Consider the following 21,466-nt stretch of genomic DNA (forward strand, 5'->3'; position numbering starts at 1 on the left):
GGACATCATGTCACAGGTTACTGAAAATAAAGTGATTATCGCACCGGTGCCGATGACCCCGTTACAGGAGTTCTGGCACTATTTTAAACGCAACAAAGGCGCGGTTGTCGGGCTGGTTTACGTCGTCATCGTGCTGTTTATCGCGATCTTTGCCAACTGGATTGCGCCGTATAACCCGGCGGAACAGTTCCGCGATGCGCTACTCGCCCCGCCAGCCTGGCAGGAAGGCGGCAGCATGGCGCACTTGCTCGGTACAGATGACGTCGGTCGTGACGTTATGTCGCGCCTGATGTACGGCGCGCGCTTGTCGCTGCTGGTTGGCTGTCTGGTGGTGGTGTTATCGCTGATTATGGGCGTTATTCTCGGCCTGGTAGCCGGTTACTTCGGCGGCCTGGTCGATAACATCATCATGCGCGTGGTCGATATCATGCTGGCGCTGCCAAGTCTGCTGCTGGCGTTGGTGCTGGTGGCGATTTTCGGCCCGTCGATTGGTAACGCCGCGCTGGCGCTAACCTTCGTTGCCTTGCCGCACTATGTGCGCTTAACCCGCGCCGCCGTGCTGGTGGAGGTGAATCGCGATTACGTCACCGCGTCTCGCGTGGCAGGTGCCGGGGCGCTGCGCCAGATGTTTATCAATATTCTTCCCAACTGCCTTGCACCGTTGATTGTTCAGGCGTCGCTCGGTTTCTCTAACGCCATTCTCGATATGGCTGCTCTTGGTTTCCTCGGCATGGGGGCGCAGCCGCCAACACCGGAGTGGGGCACCATGCTCTCCGATGTGTTGCAGTTCGCGCAAAGCGCCTGGTGGGTCGTGACCTTCCCGGGTCTGGCGATCCTGCTGACGGTGCTAGCATTTAACCTGATGGGTGACGGTCTGCGTGACGCGCTCGATCCCAAACTGAAGCAGTAAGAGGTTCGAGATGGCGTTATTAAATATAGATAAATTATCGGTGCATTTCGGCGACGAAAGCGCACCGTTCCGCGCCGTAGACCGCATCAGCTACAGCGTAAAACAGGGCGAAGTGGTCGGGATTGTGGGTGAGTCTGGCTCTGGTAAGTCGGTCAGTTCACTGGCGATTATGGGGCTGATTGATTATCCAGGCCGCGTGATGGCAGAAAAGCTGGAGTTTAACGGCCAGGATTTGCAGCGTATCTCAGAAAAAGAGCGCCGCAATCTGGTGGGCGCCGAAGTGGCGATGATCTTCCAGGACCCGATGACCAGCCTTAACCCGTGTTACACCGTGGGTTTCCAGATCATGGAAGCGATTAAGGTGCATCAGGGCGGCAACAAAAGTACCCGCCGTCAGCGGGCGATTGACCTGTTGAATCAGGTCGGTATTCCCGATCCGGCATCGCGTCTGGATGTTTATCCGCATCAGCTTTCCGGCGGCATGAGCCAGCGTGTAATGATCGCTATGGCAATTGCCTGTCGGCCAAAACTGCTGATTGCCGATGAACCGACTACCGCGCTGGACGTGACCATTCAGGCGCAAATCATCGAACTGCTGCTGGAGTTGCAGCAGAAAGAGAACATGGCGCTGGTGTTGATCACTCATGACCTGGCGCTGGTGGCGGAGGCGGCGCATAAAATCATCGTGATGTATGCAGGCCAGGTGGTGGAAACGGGTGATGCCCACGCCATCTTCCGTGCGCCGCGTCACCCGTATACTCAGGCATTGCTGCGTGCATTGCCGGAATTTGCTCAGGACAAAGAACGTCTGGCATCGTTGCCTGGCGTCGTTCCAGGCAAATACGACCGCCCGAACGGCTGCCTGCTTAACCCGCGTTGTCCCTATGCCACTGACAAATGCCGCGCTGAAGAACCGGCGCTGAATATGCTCGCTGACGGGCGTCAGTCCAAATGCCATTACCCACTTGATGATGCCGGGAGGCCCACACTATGAGTACGCAAGAGGCCACCTCGCAACAACCATTGTTGCAGGCTATCGACCTGAAAAAACATTATCCGGTGAAGAAAGGCATGTTCGCGCCGGAACGTCTGGTGAAGGCGCTGGATGGCGTTTCGTTTACCCTTGAACGTGGCAAAACGCTGGCGGTGGTAGGTGAATCCGGTTGCGGTAAATCGACGCTTGGTCGGTTACTGACGATGATTGAAACGCCCACCGGCGGTGAACTGTATTATCAGGGGCAGGATTTGCTCAAGCACGATCCGCAGGCGCAGAAGCTGCGTCGGCAGAAAATCCAGATCGTCTTCCAGAACCCCTATGGTTCACTGAATCCGCGTAAAAAAGTCGGGCAAATTCTCGAAGAGCCGCTGCTTATTAACACCAGCTTAAGCAAAGAACAGCGTCGGGAAAAAGCCCTGTCGATGATGGCGAAAGTCGGCCTGAAAACCGAGCATTACGACCGCTATCCGCATATGTTCTCCGGCGGTCAGCGTCAGCGTATCGCCATTGCCCGTGGTCTGATGCTCGACCCGGACGTGGTGATTGCCGATGAACCAGTTTCTGCGCTGGACGTCTCGGTGCGTGCGCAGGTGCTGAATCTGATGATGGATTTGCAGCAGGAACTGGGGCTTTCTTATGTCTTTATCTCGCATGACCTGTCGGTGGTGGAGCACATTGCTGATGAAGTGATGGTAATGTACCTGGGCCGCTGCGTGGAGAAGGGAACGAAGGACCAAATCTTCAATAACCCGCGTCATCCGTACACCCAGGCGCTGCTCTCCGCGACGCCGCGCCTGAATCCGGACGATCGCCGCGAGCGCATCAAACTCACCGGTGAACTGCCAAGCCCGCTGACTCCACCGCCGGGCTGCGCCTTCAACGCCCGCTGTCGTCGACGCTTCGGCCCCTGCACCCAGTTGCAGCCGCAGCTAAAAGACTACGGCGGTCAACTGGTTGCCTGCTTTGCTGTTGATCAGGATGAAAATCCGCAGAAGCCTGCTGTATAACCCACCCGATGAGACCGGCTTTCATGCTGGTCTCATGTCAAATATGACCTTCTTGTGCTTTAACTATCACTTATAGATCTTTTTTGACCATTTTTATTGCCAGTGGATTATATATGAGCTAAATTATAATCATTAATAAAAAATGGTTCATTTATGATGCTTAACGAATTCCTTTAACCATAAGTGATCTTTTTTTGTCTTTTATCAATTGAAAGGTTCTTTAATGATCTACACGGGGACACAGAATCTGGCTCAAGAGTTGAAAGCGATCGGCGACCAGCTCCAGGAGTTGCAGAAGAAACTTATCCAGGGGCCGAATATTAGTCAACCACGCCCCCTCCGGACCATTGAGACTCCCCGCCATTTGGGGGAACAACTGAACGCACGGCGCAAAGAATTGGGCATTGATTTATACACCCTTGAACTACAAACGGGGATCTCAACGTCCACGTTAAAGCGACTTTTTAAGGATCCTGAACAGGTTAAATTCGGCAGTGTGTTTGCGGTGGCGAACGTTCTTGGAGTGAAACTATGCATCGACGAGTGAAAGTGTTGCTCTATGGTCAGGTAGTGGGTGAACTCTCTCAGAACGACAGTGGTTTTTTGTTTCAGTACGCCCCGGATTACCACGGACCGGCAATCTCAATCAGTCTGCCCGTCGCACAGCGTCAGTTTCCTAGTGAGACGTTGCATCCTTATTTTGCCTCACTGGCGCCAGAAGGATGGCTGCGTCAACGCTACAGCCAGATACAGCATCGTGACGAAAACGATCCGCTGGGAATGCTTATTGATAACGGCAAGAATCTGCTGGGGGCAATCCAGATTTTACCTTGGGAGGAATAATGGCGAATTGTCGCATTCTGTTAACGCCGCTGAATGAACGTGACGAACAGCGCGGATATTCGACACAAGGGTTGAAGCGCCTGAGCGGCACTGCAAAATTGAATCCTCGGCTGGGGTTTACGCGAACTCAGTTTGTGCAGGAACTTCCGCGTCAACAAAAAGGGATGAGTATTTCCGGTTACCAGCCCAAATTGCAATTAGTGCTGGATGAAGGAGAGTTCCGCGTCGTAGATCATCAGGGAAATTTTATCCTTAAGCCCTCTCCAGCCGACTTTCCCGGTTTGGCCGAAAATGAACATGCAACAATGACATTGATGTCTCGTTTGGGATTTGACGTACCTGTGCATGGCCTGCTGAGTTTTGCACCACAATCAGAGGAGGAGCTTGAATACGCGTTTGTTATCCGGCGCTATGACCGGGATGACAAGGGGCAGCCAGTGCATCAGGAGCAGCTTGATGGCGCGATGCAGATTACAGATAAATATGGCAAAACGGGAAATGATAACGAGCAATACGTCAGCTATGAAACGCTGGCCCGATTTTTAATTGCCCATGTTAACGACAACATCGCATTTAAAATCGATCTCTTTCGTCGCATTGTTTACGCCTGGTTGCTGGGTAATAACGACATGCATTTACGAAACTTTGGCTTAGTGTACTCCGATGGTTTGACGCCAGCGTTAGCGCCGGTGTATGACTTTGTTTCTGTCGCTCCCTATCCGGAATATTTTCTCTCAAACTATCTGGCGCTGCCGTTATTGATGCGAGAAGAAGGCGGTCGGGAACTGGCTCCTGGATTTGAAAGTGATTATGGCGAGTATATCGGGCAGGACTTTTTGCTGTTGGGTGAATCGATGGGATTAGCGCCCAGATTGCTGGAAAAACTCTTTCAGGATATACGTAAAGAAAATGCCATTGTTATGGAAACGTATGAACAGTCCTTTATGACTCAGGAGCATATCCAGGCTGTACTGAAATGCTATCGACATCGTCTGGGGCTGCTGTGAGCAGCCCCCGTTACTTTTACTCAATCAGCTTCAACAGCGGCGAAAAGCACAGCAAAATGCCATAAAACAGGATAAGCCATGTTTTTAGCCCGCGTAGTTTTTTCAGTTGTGAAACTTTAGAGATCAGGAAAAACGGAATCAGGCACGACACAATGCCATATAACGGGCTTCCTAACTGAAAGAACACCAGCACCGATACACGAAACGAAACCCAAATCGTCAACGTAATGACGATAAAAGCGCAAATTGCCAGAGTCAGCATACGCGAGTTAATTTTCTGGGTATCAATAATTCGGCTTAACAGATTGAGAATAATGCCTTTAATGGCCTCGTGGAAACCGAGGTAAATGCCAAAGAATGCGGTCAGTACGGCAAAGATATTCAGCACCGTAGAGGTGATATGAATGATATGCCCGGGGATCACCTGCGCGGCTAGTGCCAGTGCCGAGATATTTTGTTCAAAGGCAGAAACGGCTTCTTCGTGGCTAATTGAGAAGGTAAACGAAAAGGCAAAAAACAGGATCACCGCGATGAGCGTGATATAGCTAATCCGGTGGGTACGCAGCGCGAGCCGAGTTGCCAGTACTTTATCTGTTTCCCGTTTACGATAGGCAATATTCATCGGGTTAAGCACCTGAATAAATACCGCAGAGAAGAAACAAAATGGAATGGTGAGCAGGACGTCGCGGAAAAATACGGAGGCTTGTGGGAAGGCGGTTATATTGGCGAAATTCCAGTGCGGGATCATCGCAAAACCGAACACGACAATAATGCCGACTTTGACCACCACCATTGGCCCGGAGATCTTAAATAGCAACCTTTCACCACCAGACGCAATTGCCACCAGTACGGCGAAAATAGCGACTTTATAAAGTAGAGATTGTGAAAGATCGGCATCGGTTAAACCGAAGGTTTTCAGGTATGAGGCGCTGTCGAAAACAACGGAGAGAGAGTAGATAAAAATCCCGTGGATAATCATCAAAAAGTAGATAACCCCGAGGAAAATTCCCCAGTTTTTGCCCAGGTAATGACTGATAATATCTGTATAGTCATTACAGGAATCACTTTCCGAAAGTGTCTTTAAATAAATGTCCTGCACTATCCAGGTTGCCGGATAAGCAATGATTGCAGCGGTAATAAATACCCAAATCCCCTTCAGGCCAATTTGTACCGGCATCAGCACGGTTCCGGCACCAATCGCCATTCCTATACATAATAAAACCCAGCCGAAGTCATAGCGCGTAAACGGCAATTTGTGATCGTGTAATGGTTGTGTGTTGTGCTGCATAAAGTCCTGTCCAGAAAGAAGTCAGCCTCGTAAAAATGAATAACCCCAGCTTCTCTTGCGCAACAGGTAGAGAAGTTGAATACGCAGTGTGTAACGAATGAGACAACAGATTCACTGGGGAGATTGCGAGGAGGCGCAATTCTACAAAATTGCGCATTTCACTACCAGTCTGGAGTCAGCTCGGATATGAACTGCAACTATTGTAAACAAAGAAATTAAGCTGGAAGGCATCACGCAATGAGGAAAATTGCCGGATGCTGACGATAAAAAGCAATCGTAAAATCAGCGGCAAGCCGGAAGGATTCCGGTGAGGCGCAATGTTGCGGGGGCTTTATCCCCGGCGGCATTGGTTGCTGGAGAGAGAAAACCCCCGCACGTTGCAGGTGTTCACCTGACAACATCACGGGGGCCATTCTTGAACCCAAACAACTCAAGGATAGCCGCGAAACGTTGTCATTACAACAGAGGCGGCTATATGACGCTCGCAGAGTTGGGCATGGCCTTCTGGCACGATTTAGCGGCTCCGGTCATTGCTGGCATTCTCGCCAGCCTGATCGTGAGCTGGCTGAATAAGCGGAAGTAATATGCCATGCGGGCGTCAGGCTGCCGTAATGGCAATTTGCGCTCGGACCAGGCCGCAGGGGGAAACTCTGCGGCCTTTTTCGTAAGAAAAATGCAACGGTTGCAAGCGGATAATATTCTGCGGAATGCGCAGCACAGAGTGAAGAAGTGATGGATTTCGAAGCACAAAAACGGTCGTAGAATCAGCGGCAAGCCGGAAGGGTTCCTGTGAGGCGCAATGTTGCGGGGGCTGTATCCCTGGTGGCATTGGTTGCTGGAGAGAGAAAACCCCCGCACATTGCAGGTATGCACCTGACAACATCACGGGGGCTAATCTTGAACCTAGACCACTCAAGGATAGCCGTGAAACGTTGTCATTACAACAGAGGCGGCTATATGACGCTCGCAGAGTTGGGCATGGCCTTCTGGCACGATTTAGCGGCTCCGGTCATTGCTGGCATTCTCGCCAGCCTGATCGTGAGCTGGCTGAATAAGCGGAAGTAATATGCCATGCGGGCGTCAGGCTGCCGTAATGGCAATTTGCGCCCGGACCAGGCCGCAGGGGGAAACTCTGCGGCCTTTTTCGTAATTACTGCGGATAAGGCACCCAGTCGCCACCGTTCAGGCGAACATACGGTTTATTTTGATATTGAATGACCACCGCATTCGAGTTCTCGGAAACAGGCGCAGTCTGTGGTAATCCACTAGTGAGTTTTTTCCAGTCAACATTGTCTTCGGTGAAAATCTTGCCGTCGAGAACGCGAACCACCAGATCAGAGATTGCCAGGAAGCTGCTTGGTTGGTCGATGACAATTGGTGCGCCCTGATGTGGTGTTTTCATGCCGAAGAATTTCACGCCAACCGGTACATCAGTGATTGCCGGGCTGGGGATATCACGCAAACCAGAAACTTGCATTCTGTCACCTTTCAACGCGCCACCGTGTTCCGGTACTACGACGACCATCACTTTACGACCCGATTTCTCCAGTTCAGTAAAGAAGGCGTCCAGTTCATCAAAGAACTTCTGCGCTCGCGCTTTGTAATCCGCTGTTTTGCTGACGCCCGGATAATGGTTGCCGTCATGCAGTGGAAGCGTGTTGTAGAACGTGGCGCTACGGCTGTTTTTATCTTTTTCGGTAACGTCCAGCCAGCGGTTAAGCACGGCAGTATCGTCATAAACCGGCGAACCATCAAAGCCCAGCAAAATGACGGGAAGATTTGTTTGATCCATCAATTCGGTCTGCATACCGCCGTTTTCGCGAACTTCTTTCAGGAAGCCGCCAAACTGGCCGTTATGTCCCATCATCAGGTGCTGGGTAAAGCCCAGTTTTGACAAGTTATCGAACAGATAGCAGTCATTATTTGCTGGTTGATACAGATTGGTGTGCGATGGCTGACCGCAACTGGCGCGCAGCAGACGAATCGCCGCCGGACCGCTGTATGAGGTTGCAGAGTTGAAATTCTTGAACTCAATATCAAAATGCGACCACAACGGATGTGACATTAATCCGGCAGCTTCAATATCCGACCATGAAAGCGAACAGATATTAATCACCAGAAGCTCAAATGGCTGCGCATCCGCTGGCAGCGCGGATGGGAAGGTCGATTTACGTTTCGCCTCGGCGTTATAGAAATTATTCAGCCAGGCATTGAGGTTTGCGGTTGTCGGTGGTGCAGTTTGCGCTGGCATATCTCCAACTACTGGCGTGCCGCCGGTTGCCGCGACTGTTGCCGCAGCGTTACCGCCCGTCGTTGTTACCGTGGTGGTCGGTTGACCGGCTGGCCACAGGGAGAAACTTGGACCAGCCAGCGTAAGTACGTTCAGCCATACCAGAATGGCGACCACAAAAACGGTGATGCGAATCCATTGCGACAAGAATAACCAGGCCACTAACAAAACAAAGACAGCACCAATCATCTGCCAGTTAATAAAGCGCGTGACCAGATCGATTAAATAATCGGGACTAAAGCCTGCCACTTGTGACCCCTGGCTCATAATACTTTCCGGGCCAGGTAGCCAGGTATCATGCCAGAAGAGGGCAAAGCCGATTGGCAGGGCGATCCAGTGGCGCAGGCGATGCAGGCTGTAGCGCGGAATCGGCATCAGCAGGAACGCGGCAAATACCAGATTGAGTAGCGGATGGAAGTTAAGGTAGCCCGCCCACAACAGGCCGAACTTAACCAGAAAATAAAAGTTCCAGCCAGAAAGGCCGCGCCAGTATTGCCAGAGTGAAGAAGGCATAGCGGTATTTTGGGTAAATTGAGTCATTTTTTGGTAGCCCTGGCTTTTTCTGCACGGCGTAACGTACCGGCCGGTTTTACATAACGAGGTTTCGCAAATAACAAACGTAGGGTGTCACGAATGCGCCGTAGGGAATGGCGCGCCAGATAGCCCAGCGGGAAAAAAACAATCGCACAAACGATAATGATTTCAATGATATCGCTGATGGTCATCATGATGAATGCTCCACAGGATCACTCAACAGTCGCAGCGGTTCCGGTATTCGTCGCCAGTTACGCCCATCATGCTCGGCATTGATTACCGGCATGGAGGCCTGAGTTAAAGGCAGTGGCACCCCCCATTGTTCCGGGGCAAGTAAACGCATTTGCACCAGTTCAGCGCTGATTTGGTCATCTTCAAACCAGACCATGCGGTTAGAGAAAATGTCGCCAGTAGGTAACGGGAAAATGTGATTCAACGCAGTATCCAGATCGTTGATCCTGCAGAATGAGAGGAACAGGACCAGTCGATTTCCACCAACGGTCATAATGTCGCCAGTGCGATTTGGACGGCACAGCGTCAGGGCTTGCTCAACGCGGATGCCCGGTACTGGGCGTAAAGCGACCAGCACGCCTTTACCATGAGCAGGCAACAACGTGTTATTCATCATGTTATTGACCGCCTCACAGAACACATCCCACTTTTGAAAACCGCGCAGTTTCAGCGGTTGGGTCATGGATAGCAGGGTAGTGATATCTTCCGGAACATAGCGGCTGAACTTCTGCCCTTGCACGCTTTCAATCATCGTCAGACAACGGGAGAGCGGAGCATTCCACGGAATCACCATATTCGCACCGCAGGCCAACAACAAACGTTCATCCGTGGCACGCAGGCTGGCGGTATTTTCCCGCACGAGGATCTTCATCGCACTACCACGCTGGCGACGCAGGGTATGAATGCTGCGGGCCAGTGGTTCAATTTGCCCATTTTGCTGTAAAGAGAAAACGACGGTTGCAGCCTGTGCAGTCCGGGCTTCATTGAACAGAGTTTCGTTGTTGTCGAACAGTTGCCAGTGTTCTGATAAAGGGGGGGCGCCTTCCAGCACAGCAATATTGCTAAGAATGCGTTTTTCATCGCTGCGTGGTTGGATCTCCGCTTCTTCACGCTGAACTAACGTCCAGATACCCTCTTGCTGCTGAACGATGAGTTGCTGACGGGCGCTAACCCCTTTTTCGTTGCACCAGAAGGCGATATCCAGCAGATGTTGATCGCCCTGAAAACGCAAACTGGCAAGCCCAAAAAGTGAGCGGTATTCCTCCAGCAACAATGAAAATTGTTTATCGTTATTATTTCCTGGATTAATTACCAGCAGTGAGCAATGGTATAATCTGCTCCACTTGTTCATTTTATCCAGCCATGAACGAAGCCGCTCAGTTGGAATGTTTTGCCATGCATTATTGGCACAAACAAGAATGAAAAGATAATTTTCGGGATCAATAGAACATTGTAAATCACGGGGCAAATAGTATAGCCCCTTTTCATGATTTAGCATTGAAAATAATTTTATTTTTTCCGGTCCGTGAGAATCATCTAATTTGAAGGTTTTTTCGGGATCGTTATCCATGCTAATGACCGCGACTTTCGCGGTTTCAGCTTGAGAAGCCATCGTTTGATTCACAAGGCTGATAGCATCTTCTTGACGATCGACGTTAAACCACCAGACGCCGCCTGCTGGCATATGCCGCAACTCATCCCACAAAGATGAGATACCGATAGAGAATACAGGGTCCACAACGTCCCTCAAGTCACCATTTTGTCTGATTATTAGTTTACTAGCGAAAGCTAAGAAATAAACCTACCATTGAAATTAAAACTTATCAGATTTAGCATGTGAATCAATTTAGCAGGCTGGAAGCCTTATGATATCAGTCTTTTCGTTTTTTACTTTCGTTAGTTGCGTACATGAAAGTTAAAAAATGAACGGATTACGTATTGCCGTCTGGCATTATACGGGCAAAATTCTGTCGATTAGAATTGACTGATGCGTGGCGGGTATATTTTATCGAGATTAAGCATAATGAATAACAACGAACAGGATACTCTGCCTGATCCCGCGATAGGCTATATCTTTCAGAATGATATTTTGGCGTTAAAGCAGGCGTTTTCACTGCCTGATATCGATTATGCCGATATTTCTCAGCGTGAGCAGTTAGCAGCGGCGTTAAAACGCTGGCCATTGTTGGCTGAGTTTGCGCAACAGAAGTAGGGGAGTAGTGAATGGCCGTACTGGGATTACAGGGGGTGCGGGGAGGTGTGGGTACAACAACCATCACCGCCGCGTTGGCCTGGGCATTGCAAATGTTGGGAGAAAATGTCCTGGTGGTTGATGCCTGCCCGGACAATTTGTTGCGCTTGTCGTTCAACGTTGATTTTACCCATCGTCAGGGCTGGGCCAGAGCCATACTGGATGGTCAGGACTGGCGAGATGCCGGGATGCGCTATACCTCTCAGCTCGATCTGCTGCCTTTTGGTCAGTTAACCATTGAAGAGCAAGAGAATCCCCAGCACTGGCAAACTCAGTTGGGTGCAATTTGCGAAGGCTTGCAGCAGCTGCAGGCCAGTGGGCGTTATCAATGGATTTTGATCGACTTACCGCGCGACGCCTCGCAGATAACGCATCAAATCCTGAGCCTGTGCGATCACTCGCTGGCAATCGTTAAAGTGGATGCTAACTGCCATATTCGGCTGCATCAGCAAGCACTGCCTGCTGGCGCGCATATATTGATTAATGATTTCCGCATTGGCAGCCAGGTACAGGAAGATATTTACCAGTTGTGGTTGCAAAGCCAGCGCCGGTTACTGCCAATGTTGATTCATCGCGATGAAGCGATGGCTGAATGCCTGGCGGCGAAACAGCCGTTAGGTGAATACCGCAGTGATGCGCTGGCGGCGGAGGAAGTTCTGACGCTGGCAAACTGGTGCCTGTTGAACTATTCCGGTCTGAAAAAGCCAGTCGGGAGCGCGTCATGAGTATCTTGACCCGGTGGTTGCTTATCCCGCCGGTCAACGCGCGTCTTATCGGGCGTTATCGGGATTATCGTCGTCACGGCGCATCGGCTTTCAGCGCGACGCTTGGCTGTTTTTGGCTGATCCTGGCCTGGGTGTTCATTCCGCTTGAACACCCGCGCTGGCAGCGTATCCGCGCAGAACATAAAAACCTTTACCCACATATCAACGCTTCGCGTCCGCGCCCGTTGGATCCAGTCCGCTATGTCATTCAGACTTGCTGGTTGTTGATCGGCGCTTCACGCAGAGAGACGCCAAAACCACGCTGGCGGGCATTTTCTGGCCTGCAGAATATCCGTGGGCGTTACCATCAATGGATGGACAAACTACCAGAACGTGTCAGCCAGAACACGCAACATCTTGATGAGAAAAAAGAACTTGGCCATCTGAGCGCCGGAGCACGGCGTTTTATTCTTGGTGTTATTGTGACTTTCTCGCTGATTCTGGCGCTAATTTGCGTCACTCAGCCTTTTAACCCGTTGTCGCAATTTATCTTCCTGATGTTGCTGTGGGGCGTGGCGCTAATGGTGCGGCGTATGCCAGGGCGCTTCTCGGCGTTGATGTTGATTGTGCTGTCGCTGACTGTCTCGTGTCGCTATATCTGGTGGCGATATACCTCGACGTTGAACTGGGATGATCCGGTCAGCCTGGTATGTGGCTTAATCCTGCTATTTGCGGAAACTTATGCGTGGATTGTGCTGGTGCTTGGCTACTTCCAGGTGGTATGGCCACTGAATCGTCAGCCAGTACCGCTGCCGAAAGACATGTCGCAATGGCCGTCGGTGGATATCTTTGTACCGACCTACAACGAAGATCTCAGCGTGGTGAAAAACACCATTTATGCTTCGCTGGGTATCGACTGGCCGAAAGACAAACTCAACATCTGGATCCTCGATGACGGCGGCAGGGAAGAGTTTCGCCAGTTTGCGCAAAACGTGGGGGTGAAATATATCGCCCGAACGACGCATGAACATGCGAAAGCAGGCAACATCAACAATGCACTGAAATATGCCAAAGGCGAGTTCGTGTCGATTTTCGACTGCGACCACGTTCCCACACGCTCGTTCCTGCAAATGACCATGGGCTGGTTCCTGAAAGAAAAGCAGTTGGCGATGATGCAGACGCCTCACCACTTCTTCTCACCAGATCCGTTCGAACGCAACCTGGGGCGTTTTCGTAAAACGCCGAACGAAGGCACGCTGTTCTACGGTCTGGTGCAGGACGGTAATGACATGTGGGATGCCACTTTCTTCTGCGGTTCCTGTGCGGTGATTCGTCGTAAGCCGTTGGACGAGATTGGCGGCATCGCGGTCGAAACCGTGACTGAAGATGCGCATACTTCTCTGCGTTTACACCGTCGTGGCTACACTTCCGCTTATATGCGTATTCCCCAGGCGGCGGGGCTGGCGACTGAAAGCCTTTCGGCGCACATTGGGCAACGTATCCGTTGGGCGCGCGGAATGGTGCAAATCTTCCGTCTTGATAACCCGCTTACTGGTAAAGGACTGAAGTTCGCTCAGCGGCTGTGCTACGTCAACGCTATGTTCCACTTCTTGTCGGGGATTCCACGGCTGATCTTCCTGACCGCACCGCTGGCGTTCCTGCTGCTGCACGCCTACATCATTTACGCGCCTGCGTTGATGATTGCCCTGTTTGTGCTGCCGCATATGATTCACGCCAGCCTGACCAACTCGAAGATTCAGGGTAAATATCGCCACTCCTTCTGGAGTGAAATCTACGAGACGGTGCTCGCCTGGTATATCGCCCCGCCGACGCTGGTGGCGCTGATTAACCCGCACAAAGGCAAATTTAACGTCACCGCCAAAGGTGGTCTGGTGGAGGAAGAGTACGTCGACTGGGTGATCTCGCGACCGTACATCTTCCTCGTATTACTCAACCTGGTCGGTGTTGCTGTCGGCATCTGGCGTTACTTCTATGGCCCGCCGACTGAAATGCTCACCGTGGTCGTTAGTATGGTTTGGGTGTTCTACAACCTGATTATTCTCGGCGGCGCAGTAGCGGTATCGGTAGAAAGCAAGCAGGTACGTCGTTCACACCGTGTTGAGATGACCATGCCAGCGGCGATTGCCCGGGAAGATGGGCATCTTTTCTCCTGCACCGTTCAGGACTTCTCTGACGGCGGCCTGGGGATCAAGATCAACGGTCAGGCGCAGATTCTGGAAGGACAGAAAGTGAATCTGCTGCTCAAACGCGGTCAGCAAGAGTATGCCTTCCCGACTCAGGTTGCGCGCGTGATGGGTAACGAAGTGGGGCTGCAATTGATGCCGCTCACTACCCAGCAACATATCGATTTTGTGCAGTGTACGTTTGCCCGTGCGGATACATGGGCGCTCTGGCAGGACAGCTACCCGGAAGATAAGCCGCTGGAAAGTCTGCTGGATATTCTGAAGCTCGGCTTCCGTGGCTACCGCCATCTGGCGGAGTTTGCGCCTTCTTCGGTGAAGGGCATTTTCCGTGTGCTGACTTCTCTGGTTTCCTGGGTTGTTTCGTTCATTCCGCGTCGCCCGGAGCGGAGCGAAACGGTACAACCATCGGATCAGGCTTTGGCTCAACAATGATGATAACGCGATGAAAAGAAAACTATTCTGGATTTGTGCAGTGGCTATGGGGATGAGTGCGTTCCCCTCTTTCATGACGCAGGCGACACCGACGACGCAACCACTGATCAATGCTGAGCCAACTGTGCCTGCCCAGGCGGAGCAAAATCCGCGGGTCGGACAGGTGATGCCAGGCGTGCAGGGCGCGGACGCGCCCATCGTGGCGCAGAATGGCCCTTCGCGCGATGTGAAGCTGACCTTTGCGCAAATCGCGCCGCCGCCGGGTAGCATGGTACTGCGTGGCATTAACCCAAACGGCAGCATAGAGTTTGGTATGCGCAGTGATGAAGTGGTGACGAAGGCGATGCTTAACCTTGAATATACGCCGTCGCCATCACTGCTGCCGATACAGTCACAGTTGAAAGTCTATCTGAACGATGAGTTGATGGGCGTGCTGCCAGTGACCAAAGAGCAGTTGGGTAAAAAGACGTTGGCGCAAATGCCGATTAATCCGCTGTTTATCACCGACTTCAACCGCGTGCGGCTGGAGTTTGTTGGTCATTATCAGGATGTCTGTGAAAACCCGGCCAGCACAACGCTCTGGCTGGATGTTGGACGCAGTAGCGGACTGGATCTGACATATCAATCACTGAATGTGAAAAATGATCTGTCGCACTTCCCGATTCCGTTTTTCGACCCGAGGGATAACCGAGCCAATACGTTGCCGATAGTTTTTGCTGGTGCGCCGGATGTTGGTCTGCAACAGGCTTCGGCGATTGTTGCGTCGTGGTTTGGTTCGCGTTCTGGCTGGCGCGGACAGAACTTCCCGGTACTCTATAATCAGCTTCCGGACCGCAATGCGATTGTCTTTGCGACCAATGACAAGCGACCGGACTTCCTGCGCGATCATCCGGCAGTAAAAGCCCCGGTGATTGAGATGATCAACCATCCGGAGAATCCTTACGTCAAATTGTTGGTGGTCTTTGGGCGTGATGACAAAGATCTATTGCAGGCGGCGAAAGGCATTGCTCAGGGCAATATTTTGTTCCGTGGTGACAGCGTAGTGGTGAACGATGTTAAACCGCTATTGCCACGTAAACCGTACGATGCGCCAAACTGGGTGCGAACCGATCGTCCGGTCACCTTTGGTGAGCTGAAAACCTATGAAGAACAGTTACAGTCCAGCGGGCTGGAGCCGGCAGCGATTAATATCTCGCTGAACTTGCCGCCAGATCTCTACCTGATGCGTAGCACCGGTATCGATATGGATATCAACTATCGCTACACCATGCCGCCGGTGAAAGATAGCTCGCGGATGGATATCAGCCTGAACAACCAGTTCCTGCAATCTTTCAACCTGAGCAGTAAACAGGAGGCGAACCGCCTGCTGCTGCGGATCCCGGTGTTGCAAGGTTTGCTGGATGGTAAAACCGATGTCTCCATTCCGGCGCTGAAACTGGGGGCGACCAACCAGTTGCGTTTCGATTTTGAGTATATGAACCCAATGCCGGGTGGTTCGGTGGATAACTGTATTACCTTCCAGCCGGTGCAGAATCACGTCGTGATTGGTGACGACTCTACCATCGACTTCTCGAAGTATTACCACTTCATCCCGATGCCGGATCTGCGCGCGTTTGCTAATGCGGGCTTCCCGTTCAGCCGGATGGCGGATTTGTCGCAAACCATTACCGTGATGCCAAAAACACCAAACGAAGCGCAGATGGAAACACTGCTTAATACGGTGGGCTTTATTGGTGCACAGACGGGCTTCCCGGCGATCAACCTGACGGTGACCGATGATGGCAGCACCATTCAGGGGAAAGACGCCGATATCATGATAATTGGCGGTATCCCGGACAAGTTAAAAGATGACAAGCAGATCGATCTGCTGGTGCAGGCTACCGAAAGCTGGGTGAAAACGCCGATGCGCCAGACTCCGTTCCCCGGCATTGTACCTGACGAAAACGACCGCGCAGCAGAAACTCAGTCCACGCTGACCTCTTCTGGTGCGATGGCGGCGGTGATTGGCTTCCAGTCACCGTATAACGACCAGCGCAGCGTAATTGCGTTACTGGCGGATAGTCCACGCGGTTACGAGATGCTCAACGATGCGGTGAACGACAGCGGTAAACGCGCCACTATGTTTGGTTCCGTAGCGGTGATTCGCGAGTCCGGTGTTAACAGCCTGCGCGTTGGCGACGTCTATTACGTCGGTCATCTGCCGTGGTTTGAACGTTTATGGTACGCACTGGCGAACCATCCGATTCTGCTGGCGATACTGGCGGCAATCAGCGTGGTGCTGCTGGCATGGGTACTGTGGCGTCTGCTGCGCATCATCAGCCGTCGTCGTCTTAATCCGGATAATGAGTAATCGATGATGAAAGTTTTGCGTAGTGGGATCGTGACGATGCTGCTGTTGGCTGCCTTCAGTGTTCAGGCAGCCTGCAACTGGCCTGCCTGGGAGCAGTTCAAAAAGGATTACATCAGTCAGGAAGGGCGCGTCATTGACCCCAGTGACGCACGCAAAATTACCACCTCTGAAGGGCAAAGTTACGGCATGTTCTTTGCCCTGGCGGCTAATGATCGTACGACATTTGACAACCTACTTGACTGGACCCAGAACAATCTTGCTCAGGGGGCCTTAAACGAACATTTGCCTGCCTGGCTGTGGGGCAAAAAAGAGAACAGCAAGTGGGAAGTGCTGGACAGCAATTCGGCCTCTGATGGTGATATCTGGATGGCCTGGTCGTTGCTTGAGGCGGGGCGATTGTGGAAAGAGCAGCGTTATACCGACATCGGCAGCGCATTGTTAAAACGCATTGCGCAAGAGGAAGTGGTGACGGTGCCGGGGCTGGGGTCCATGCTGTTACCGGGAAAAGTCGGCTTTGCCGAGAATAACAGCTGGCGTTTGAACCCGAGTTATCTACCACCGACGCTGGCACAGTATTTCACCCGCTTTGGCGCGCCCTGGACTACGCTGCGCGAAACGAATCAACGTTTGCTGCTGGAAACTGCACCGAAAGGTTTTTCGCCTGACTGGGTGCGTTATGAAAAAGATAAAGGCTGGCAGCTGAAAGCTGAAAAAACGCTGATCAGCAGCTATGACGCCATTCGCGTTTATATGTGGGTCGGCATGATGCCAGATACTGATCCGCAAAAAGCACGGCTGTTAGCGCGTTTTAAACCGATGGCGACATTTACTGAGAAGAACGGCTATCCGCCGGAGAAAGTTGATGTCGCGACGGGTAAAGCGCAGGGGCAAGGGCCGGTAGGTTTTTCTGCGGCTATGTTGCCATTTCTTCAGGACCGTGACGCGCAGGCTGTACAGCGCCAGCGTGTGGCAGATAACTTTCCTGGCAGCGATGCCTATTACAATTATGTGCTGACCCTGTTCGGACAAGGCTGGGATCAACACCGTTTCCGCTTCTCGACAAAAGGTGAGTTATTACCGGACTGGGGCCAGGAATGCGCAAATTCACACTAAACATCCTCACACTTTCCCTCGGTCTGGCTGTGATGCCGATGGTCGAGGCGGCGCCAACCGCCCAGCAACAGCTACTGGAGCAGGTACGAGTTGGCGAAGCGACTCACCGCGAAGACCTGGTGCAGCAGTCGCTGTATCGTCTGGAACTTATTGATCCGAATAACCCGGACGTCGTTGCTGCCCGTTTTCGCTCTCTGTTACGGCAGGGTGATGTTGATGGGGCGCAAAAACAACTCGACCGATTGTCGCAATTAGCGCCGAGTTCAAACGCTTACAAATCGTCGCGGACGACGATGTTGCTTTCCACGCCGGATGGTCGTCAGGCATTGCAACAAGCACGATTGCAGGCCACCACCGGGCATGCGGAAGAAGCCGTGGCGGGTTACAACAAACTGTTCAACGGGGCGCCGCCGGAAGGTGACATTGCCGTCGAGTACTGGAGTACCGTGGCGAAAATTCCGGCTCGCCGTGGCGAAGCGATTAATCAGCTAAAACGCATCAATGCGGATACGCCGGGCAATACGGGCCTGCAAAACAATCTGGCGCTATTGCTGTTTAGCAGCGATCGCCGTGACGAAGGTTTTGCCGTACTGGAGCAGATGGCGAAATCGAACGCCGGGCGCGAGGGGGCTTCTAAAATCTGGTACGGGCAGATTAAAGACATGCCTGTCAGCGATGCCAGCGTGCAGGCGCTGAAAAAATATCTCTCAGTATTTAGCGATGGCGACAACGTGGCTGCTGCACAATCGCAACTGGCAGAACAACAAAAACAACTGGCCGATCCTGCTTTCCGTGCCCGTGCGCAAGGTTTAGCGGCGGTGGATTCAGGTATGGCGGGTAAAGCCATCCCCGAGTTGCAACTGGCGGTGCGTGCTAACCCGAAAGACAGTGAAGCGCTGGGGGCGCTGGGCCAGGCGTATTCTCAGAAAGGCGATCGCGCCAATGCGGTGGCGAATCTGGAGAAAGCCCTCGCGCTGGACCCGCACAGCAGCAACAACGACAAATGGAACAGCCTGCTGAAAGTGAACCGTTATTGGCTGGCGATCCAACAGGGCGATGCCGCGCTTAAAGCGAACAATCCTGATCAAGCGGAACGGTTATTCCAGCAGGCGCGCAATGTAGATAATACTGACAGCTATGCGGTGCTGGGGCTGGGTGATGTGGCGATGGCGCGCAAAGATTACCCTGCAGCCGAACGTTATTATCAGCAGACGCTGCGGATGGACAGCGGCAACACCAACGCCGTGCGCGGTCTGGCGAATCTTTATCGCCAGCAATCGCCGGAAAAGGCTGAAGCATTTATTGCCTCGCTCTCTGCCAGCCAGCGGCGCAGCGTTGACGATATTGAACGTAGTCTGCAAAACGACCGTTTGTCACAGCAGGCCGAAGCGCTGGAAAAACAGGGCAAATGGGCGCAAGCAGCAGCACTTCAGCGCCAGCGACTGGCACTGGACCCCGGCAGTGTGTGGATTACTTACCGACTTTCGCAGGATCTCTGGCAGGCCGGACAACGCAGCCAGGCTGATACTCTGATGCGCAATCTGGCGCAGCAGAAGCCGAACGACCCGGAGCAGGTTTACGCCTACGGGCTGTATCTCTCCGGTCATGATCAAGACCGGGCGGCACTGGCGCATATCAACAGCCTGCCGCGCGCGCAGTGGAACAGCAATATTCAGGAGCTGGTTAATCGCCTGCAAAGCGATCAGGTGCTGGAGACTGCGAATCGCCTGCGGGAAAGCGGCAAAGAGGCCGAAGCGGAAGCGATGCTGCGTCAGCAGCCACCTTCCACACGCATTGATCTCACCCTGGCCGACTGGGCGCAGCAACGGCGCGATTACACCGCCGCCCGCGCGGCTTATCAGAACGTCCTGACGCGCGAGTCGAATAACGTCGACGCCATTCTTGGTCTGACGGAAGTGGATATCGCTGCTGGTGACAAAGCGGCGGCACGTAGCCAGCTGGCGAAACTGCCCGCCACCGATAACGCCTCTCTGAACACTCAGCGGCGCGTGGCGCTGGCGCAGGCGCAGCTTGGCGATACCGCAGCGGCGCAGCAGACATTTAACAAGCTGATCCCGCAGGCAAAATCTCAGCCGCCGTCGATGGAAAGCGCGATGGTACTGCGCGATGGTGCGAAGTTTGAAGCACAGGCGGGCGATCCAAAGCAGGCGCTGGAAACCTACAAAGACGCGATGGTCGCATCTGGTGTGACCACGACGCGTCCGCAGGATAACGACACCTTTACCCGACTGACCCGCAACGACGAGAAAGATGACTGGCTGAAACGCGGTGTACGTAGCGATGCGGCGGACCTTTATCGTCAGCAGGATCTTAACGTCACCCTGGAGCACGACTACTGGGGATCGAGCGGCACTGGCGGATACTCCGATCTGAAAGCGCACACCACCATGTTGCAGGTAGATGCACCCTATGCGGACGGACGAATGTTCTTCCGCAGCGATTTCGTCAATATGAATGTCGGCAGTTTCTCCACCAACGACGACGGCACGTGGGACAACAACTGGGGGACCTGTACGTTACAAGATTGTAGCGGCAATCGCAGTCAGTCGGATTCTGGCGCAAGCGTGGCGGTCGGCTGGCGAAATGACGTCTGGAGTTGGGATATTGGCACCACGCCGATGGGCTTCAATGTCGTGGACGTGGTCGGTGGCGTTAGTTACAGCGATGATATCGGGCCGCTTGGCTACACCGTTAACGCCCATCGCCGACCTATTTCCAGTTCATTACTTGCCTTCGGCGGACAGAAAGACTCTCCGAGCAATACCGGGAAAAAATGGGGCGGCGTACGTGCCGATGGTGTGGGGTTAAGTCTGAGCTATGATAAAGGTGAGGCAAACGGCGTCTGGGCATCACTTAGCGGTGATCAGTTAACCGGAAAAAATGTCGAAGATAACTGGCGCGTGCGCTGGATGACGGGCTATTACTATAAAGTCATCAACCAGAATAATCGTCGCGTCACTATCGGCCTGAACAACATGATCTGGCATTACGACAAAGACCTGAGTGGGTACTCACTTGGGCAGGGCGGCTACTACAGCCCGCAGGAATATCTGTCGTTTGCCGTACCGGTGATGTGGCGTGAGCGCACGGAAAACTGGTCATGGGAGCTGGGCGCGTCTGGCTCATGGTCGCACTCGCGCACTAAAACCATGCCGCGTTATCCGCTGATGAACCTGATTCCGAATGACTGGAAAGACGACGCCGCTGACCAGACCAACGGTGGCAGTAGCAGCCAGGGCTTTGGCTATACGGCGCGGGCGTTACTTGAACGACGCGTTACATCCAACTGGTTTGTCGGCACGGCGATTGATATCCAGCAGGCGAAAGATTATGCGCCAAGCCATTTCCTGCTCTACGTACGGTATTCTGCCGCCGGATGGCAGGGCGATATGGATTTACCGCCACAGCCGCTGATACCTTACGCCGACTGGTAAGTTTTCAGATAGCGCCTCTCTTAATGCCGCTGCGATCGGGTATACTCGGGCGGCAGTCTGGGATTTCCG

Annotated in this window: 18 protein-coding genes; 14 read left to right on the top strand and 4 right to left on the bottom strand. The window is 52.8% G+C overall.

The genetic code is table 11. The features are described 5' to 3' along the window. The first annotated feature begins 7 nt into the window (after window positions 1-7). From dppC to D9734_RS20440, 6 genes are all read left to right on the top strand, one after another. Window positions 8-910, top strand: a complete 903-nt coding sequence (gene dppC, locus D9734_RS20415) for a dipeptide ABC transporter permease DppC (protein WP_130210086.1) — start codon at window positions 8-10, stop codon at window positions 908-910. 10 nt (window positions 911-920) lie between these two features. Continuing rightward, window positions 921-1,904 (top strand): dipeptide ABC transporter ATP-binding protein, encoded by a 984-nt coding sequence (gene dppD, locus D9734_RS20420; protein ID WP_001196445.1) that lies wholly within the window; start codon window positions 921-923, stop codon window positions 1,902-1,904. Next, window positions 1,901-2,914, top strand: a complete 1,014-nt coding sequence (dppF, locus tag D9734_RS20425) for a dipeptide ABC transporter ATP-binding subunit DppF (protein WP_130210088.1) — start codon at window positions 1,901-1,903, stop codon at window positions 2,912-2,914. Before dppD ends, dppF begins: the two co-directional genes overlap by 4 nt. A 223-nt stretch (window positions 2,915-3,137) precedes the next feature. Continuing rightward, window positions 3,138-3,461, top strand: coding sequence for a helix-turn-helix transcriptional regulator (locus D9734_RS20430; protein ID WP_130210090.1), 324 nt, complete (start codon window positions 3,138-3,140; stop codon window positions 3,459-3,461). Then, on the top strand, window positions 3,446-3,757 hold the full coding sequence (locus D9734_RS20435; RefSeq protein WP_130210092.1) for a HipA N-terminal domain-containing protein: 312 nt from the start codon (window positions 3,446-3,448) through the stop codon (window positions 3,755-3,757). The genes D9734_RS20430 and D9734_RS20435 overlap by 16 nt, the downstream gene beginning before the upstream one ends. Then, window positions 3,757-4,764 (top strand): HipA domain-containing protein, encoded by a 1,008-nt coding sequence (locus D9734_RS20440; protein WP_130210094.1) that lies wholly within the window; start codon window positions 3,757-3,759, stop codon window positions 4,762-4,764. Before D9734_RS20435 ends, D9734_RS20440 begins: the two co-directional genes overlap by 1 nt. 16 nt (window positions 4,765-4,780) lie before the next feature. Here the strand turns inward: D9734_RS20440 and D9734_RS20445 are convergent, their stop codons facing one another. After that, window positions 4,781-6,052, bottom strand: a complete 1,272-nt coding sequence (locus tag D9734_RS20445; protein WP_130210096.1) for an amino acid permease — start codon at window positions 6,050-6,052, stop codon at window positions 4,781-4,783. A 475-nt stretch (window positions 6,053-6,527) separates the two neighbouring features. Between D9734_RS20445 and D9734_RS20450 the strand changes: the two genes are divergently transcribed. Then, window positions 6,528-6,635, top strand: coding sequence for a type I toxin-antitoxin system toxin Ldr family protein (locus tag D9734_RS20450; protein WP_002431793.1), 108 nt, complete (start codon window positions 6,528-6,530; stop codon window positions 6,633-6,635). A gap of 374 nt (window positions 6,636-7,009) precedes the next feature. Further along, window positions 7,010-7,117 (top strand): type I toxin-antitoxin system toxin Ldr family protein, encoded by a 108-nt coding sequence (locus tag D9734_RS23270; protein ID WP_002431793.1) that lies wholly within the window; start codon window positions 7,010-7,012, stop codon window positions 7,115-7,117. A gap of 85 nt (window positions 7,118-7,202) precedes the next feature. Here D9734_RS23270 and bcsG read toward each other — a convergent pair whose 3' ends face one another. From bcsG to bcsE, 3 genes are read right to left on the bottom strand one after another with little or no spacing between them, the layout of a single operon-like run. After that, window positions 7,203-8,882 carry a cellulose biosynthesis protein BcsG gene (gene bcsG / locus D9734_RS20460; RefSeq protein ID WP_130210100.1) on the bottom strand — a complete coding sequence of 560 codons (1,680 nt, stop codon included), beginning with the start codon at window positions 8,880-8,882 and terminating at the stop codon, window positions 7,203-7,205. Continuing rightward, window positions 8,879-9,070 carry a cellulose biosynthesis protein BcsF gene (bcsF, locus tag D9734_RS20465; protein WP_130210102.1) on the bottom strand — a complete coding sequence of 64 codons (192 nt, stop codon included), beginning with the start codon at window positions 9,068-9,070 and terminating at the stop codon, window positions 8,879-8,881. The genes bcsG and bcsF overlap by 4 nt, the downstream gene beginning before the upstream one ends. Continuing rightward, on the bottom strand, window positions 9,067-10,638 hold the full coding sequence (gene bcsE, locus D9734_RS20470) for a cellulose biosynthesis c-di-GMP-binding protein BcsE (RefSeq protein ID WP_130210104.1): 1,572 nt from the start codon (window positions 10,636-10,638) through the stop codon (window positions 9,067-9,069). The genes bcsF and bcsE overlap by 4 nt, the downstream gene beginning before the upstream one ends. A 273-nt stretch (window positions 10,639-10,911) precedes the next feature. On the opposite strand from bcsE, the gene bcsR reads away from it, so the two are divergent. From bcsR to bcsC, 6 genes are read left to right on the top strand one after another with little or no spacing between them, the layout of a single operon-like run. Then, window positions 10,912-11,100 carry a cellulose biosynthesis protein BcsR gene (bcsR, locus tag D9734_RS20475; RefSeq protein ID WP_064527810.1) on the top strand — a complete coding sequence of 63 codons (189 nt, stop codon included), beginning with the start codon at window positions 10,912-10,914 and terminating at the stop codon, window positions 11,098-11,100. Window positions 11,101-11,111: 11 nt separating this feature from the next. Further along, entirely contained in the window at window positions 11,112-11,864 is a 753-nt protein-coding gene (gene bcsQ / locus D9734_RS20480; protein ID WP_130210106.1) for a cellulose biosynthesis protein BcsQ, read from the top strand. Beyond that, window positions 11,861-14,479, top strand: coding sequence for a UDP-forming cellulose synthase catalytic subunit (gene bcsA / locus D9734_RS20485; RefSeq protein WP_130210108.1), 2,619 nt, complete (start codon window positions 11,861-11,863; stop codon window positions 14,477-14,479). Before bcsQ ends, bcsA begins: the two co-directional genes overlap by 4 nt. Before the next feature lie 10 nt (window positions 14,480-14,489). Next, window positions 14,490-16,829 carry a cellulose biosynthesis cyclic di-GMP-binding regulatory protein BcsB gene (bcsB, locus tag D9734_RS20490; RefSeq protein WP_130210110.1) on the top strand — a complete coding sequence of 780 codons (2,340 nt, stop codon included), beginning with the start codon at window positions 14,490-14,492 and terminating at the stop codon, window positions 16,827-16,829. A gap of 6 nt (window positions 16,830-16,835) precedes the next feature. Further along, window positions 16,836-17,942, top strand: coding sequence for a cellulose synthase complex periplasmic endoglucanase BcsZ (gene bcsZ / locus D9734_RS20495; protein WP_130210142.1), 1,107 nt, complete (start codon window positions 16,836-16,838; stop codon window positions 17,940-17,942). After that, window positions 17,924-21,397 (top strand): cellulose synthase complex outer membrane protein BcsC, encoded by a 3,474-nt coding sequence (gene bcsC / locus D9734_RS20500; RefSeq protein ID WP_130210112.1) that lies wholly within the window; start codon window positions 17,924-17,926, stop codon window positions 21,395-21,397. The genes bcsZ and bcsC overlap by 19 nt, the downstream gene beginning before the upstream one ends. The last annotated feature ends 69 nt before the right edge of the window (window positions 21,398-21,466 follow it).

This window comes from Escherichia sp. E14S1 (assembly GCF_004211995.1).
GTDB lineage: Bacteria > Pseudomonadota > Gammaproteobacteria > Enterobacterales > Enterobacteriaceae > Escherichia.

Excerpts from the sequence above, each read along its gene's own strand:
- D9734_RS23270 (WP_002431793.1), top strand. The coding sequence starts at position 7,010 with ATGACGCTCGCAGAGTTGGGCATGGCCTTCTGGCACGATTTAGCGGCT.
- D9734_RS20450 (WP_002431793.1), top strand. The coding sequence starts at position 6,528 with ATGACGCTCGCAGAGTTGGGCATGGCCTTCTGGCACGATTTAGCGGCT.
- bcsC (WP_130210112.1), top strand. The coding sequence starts at position 17,924 with ATGCGCAAATTCACACTAAACATCCTCACACTTTCCCTCGGTCTGGCT.
- dppD (WP_001196445.1), top strand. The coding sequence starts at position 921 with ATGGCGTTATTAAATATAGATAAATTATCGGTGCATTTCGGCGACGAA.
- bcsG (WP_130210100.1), bottom strand. The coding sequence starts at position 8,882 with ATGACTCAATTTACCCAAAATACCGCTATGCCTTCTTCACTCTGGCAA.
- D9734_RS20435 (WP_130210092.1), top strand. The coding sequence starts at position 3,446 with ATGCATCGACGAGTGAAAGTGTTGCTCTATGGTCAGGTAGTGGGTGAA.
- bcsQ (WP_130210106.1), top strand. The coding sequence starts at position 11,112 with ATGGCCGTACTGGGATTACAGGGGGTGCGGGGAGGTGTGGGTACAACA.
- D9734_RS20445 (WP_130210096.1), bottom strand. The coding sequence starts at position 6,052 with ATGCAGCACAACACACAACCATTACACGATCACAAATTGCCGTTTACG.
- bcsB (WP_130210110.1), top strand. The coding sequence starts at position 14,490 with ATGAAAAGAAAACTATTCTGGATTTGTGCAGTGGCTATGGGGATGAGT.
- dppC (WP_130210086.1), top strand. The coding sequence starts at position 8 with ATGTCACAGGTTACTGAAAATAAAGTGATTATCGCACCGGTGCCGATG.
- D9734_RS20440 (WP_130210094.1), top strand. The coding sequence starts at position 3,757 with ATGGCGAATTGTCGCATTCTGTTAACGCCGCTGAATGAACGTGACGAA.
- bcsF (WP_130210102.1), bottom strand. The coding sequence starts at position 9,070 with ATGATGACCATCAGCGATATCATTGAAATCATTATCGTTTGTGCGATT.
- D9734_RS20430 (WP_130210090.1), top strand. The coding sequence starts at position 3,138 with ATGATCTACACGGGGACACAGAATCTGGCTCAAGAGTTGAAAGCGATC.
- bcsA (WP_130210108.1), top strand. The coding sequence starts at position 11,861 with ATGAGTATCTTGACCCGGTGGTTGCTTATCCCGCCGGTCAACGCGCGT.
- bcsR (WP_064527810.1), top strand. The coding sequence starts at position 10,912 with ATGAATAACAACGAACAGGATACTCTGCCTGATCCCGCGATAGGCTAT.
- bcsZ (WP_130210142.1), top strand. The coding sequence starts at position 16,836 with ATGAAAGTTTTGCGTAGTGGGATCGTGACGATGCTGCTGTTGGCTGCC.
- dppF (WP_130210088.1), top strand. The coding sequence starts at position 1,901 with ATGAGTACGCAAGAGGCCACCTCGCAACAACCATTGTTGCAGGCTATC.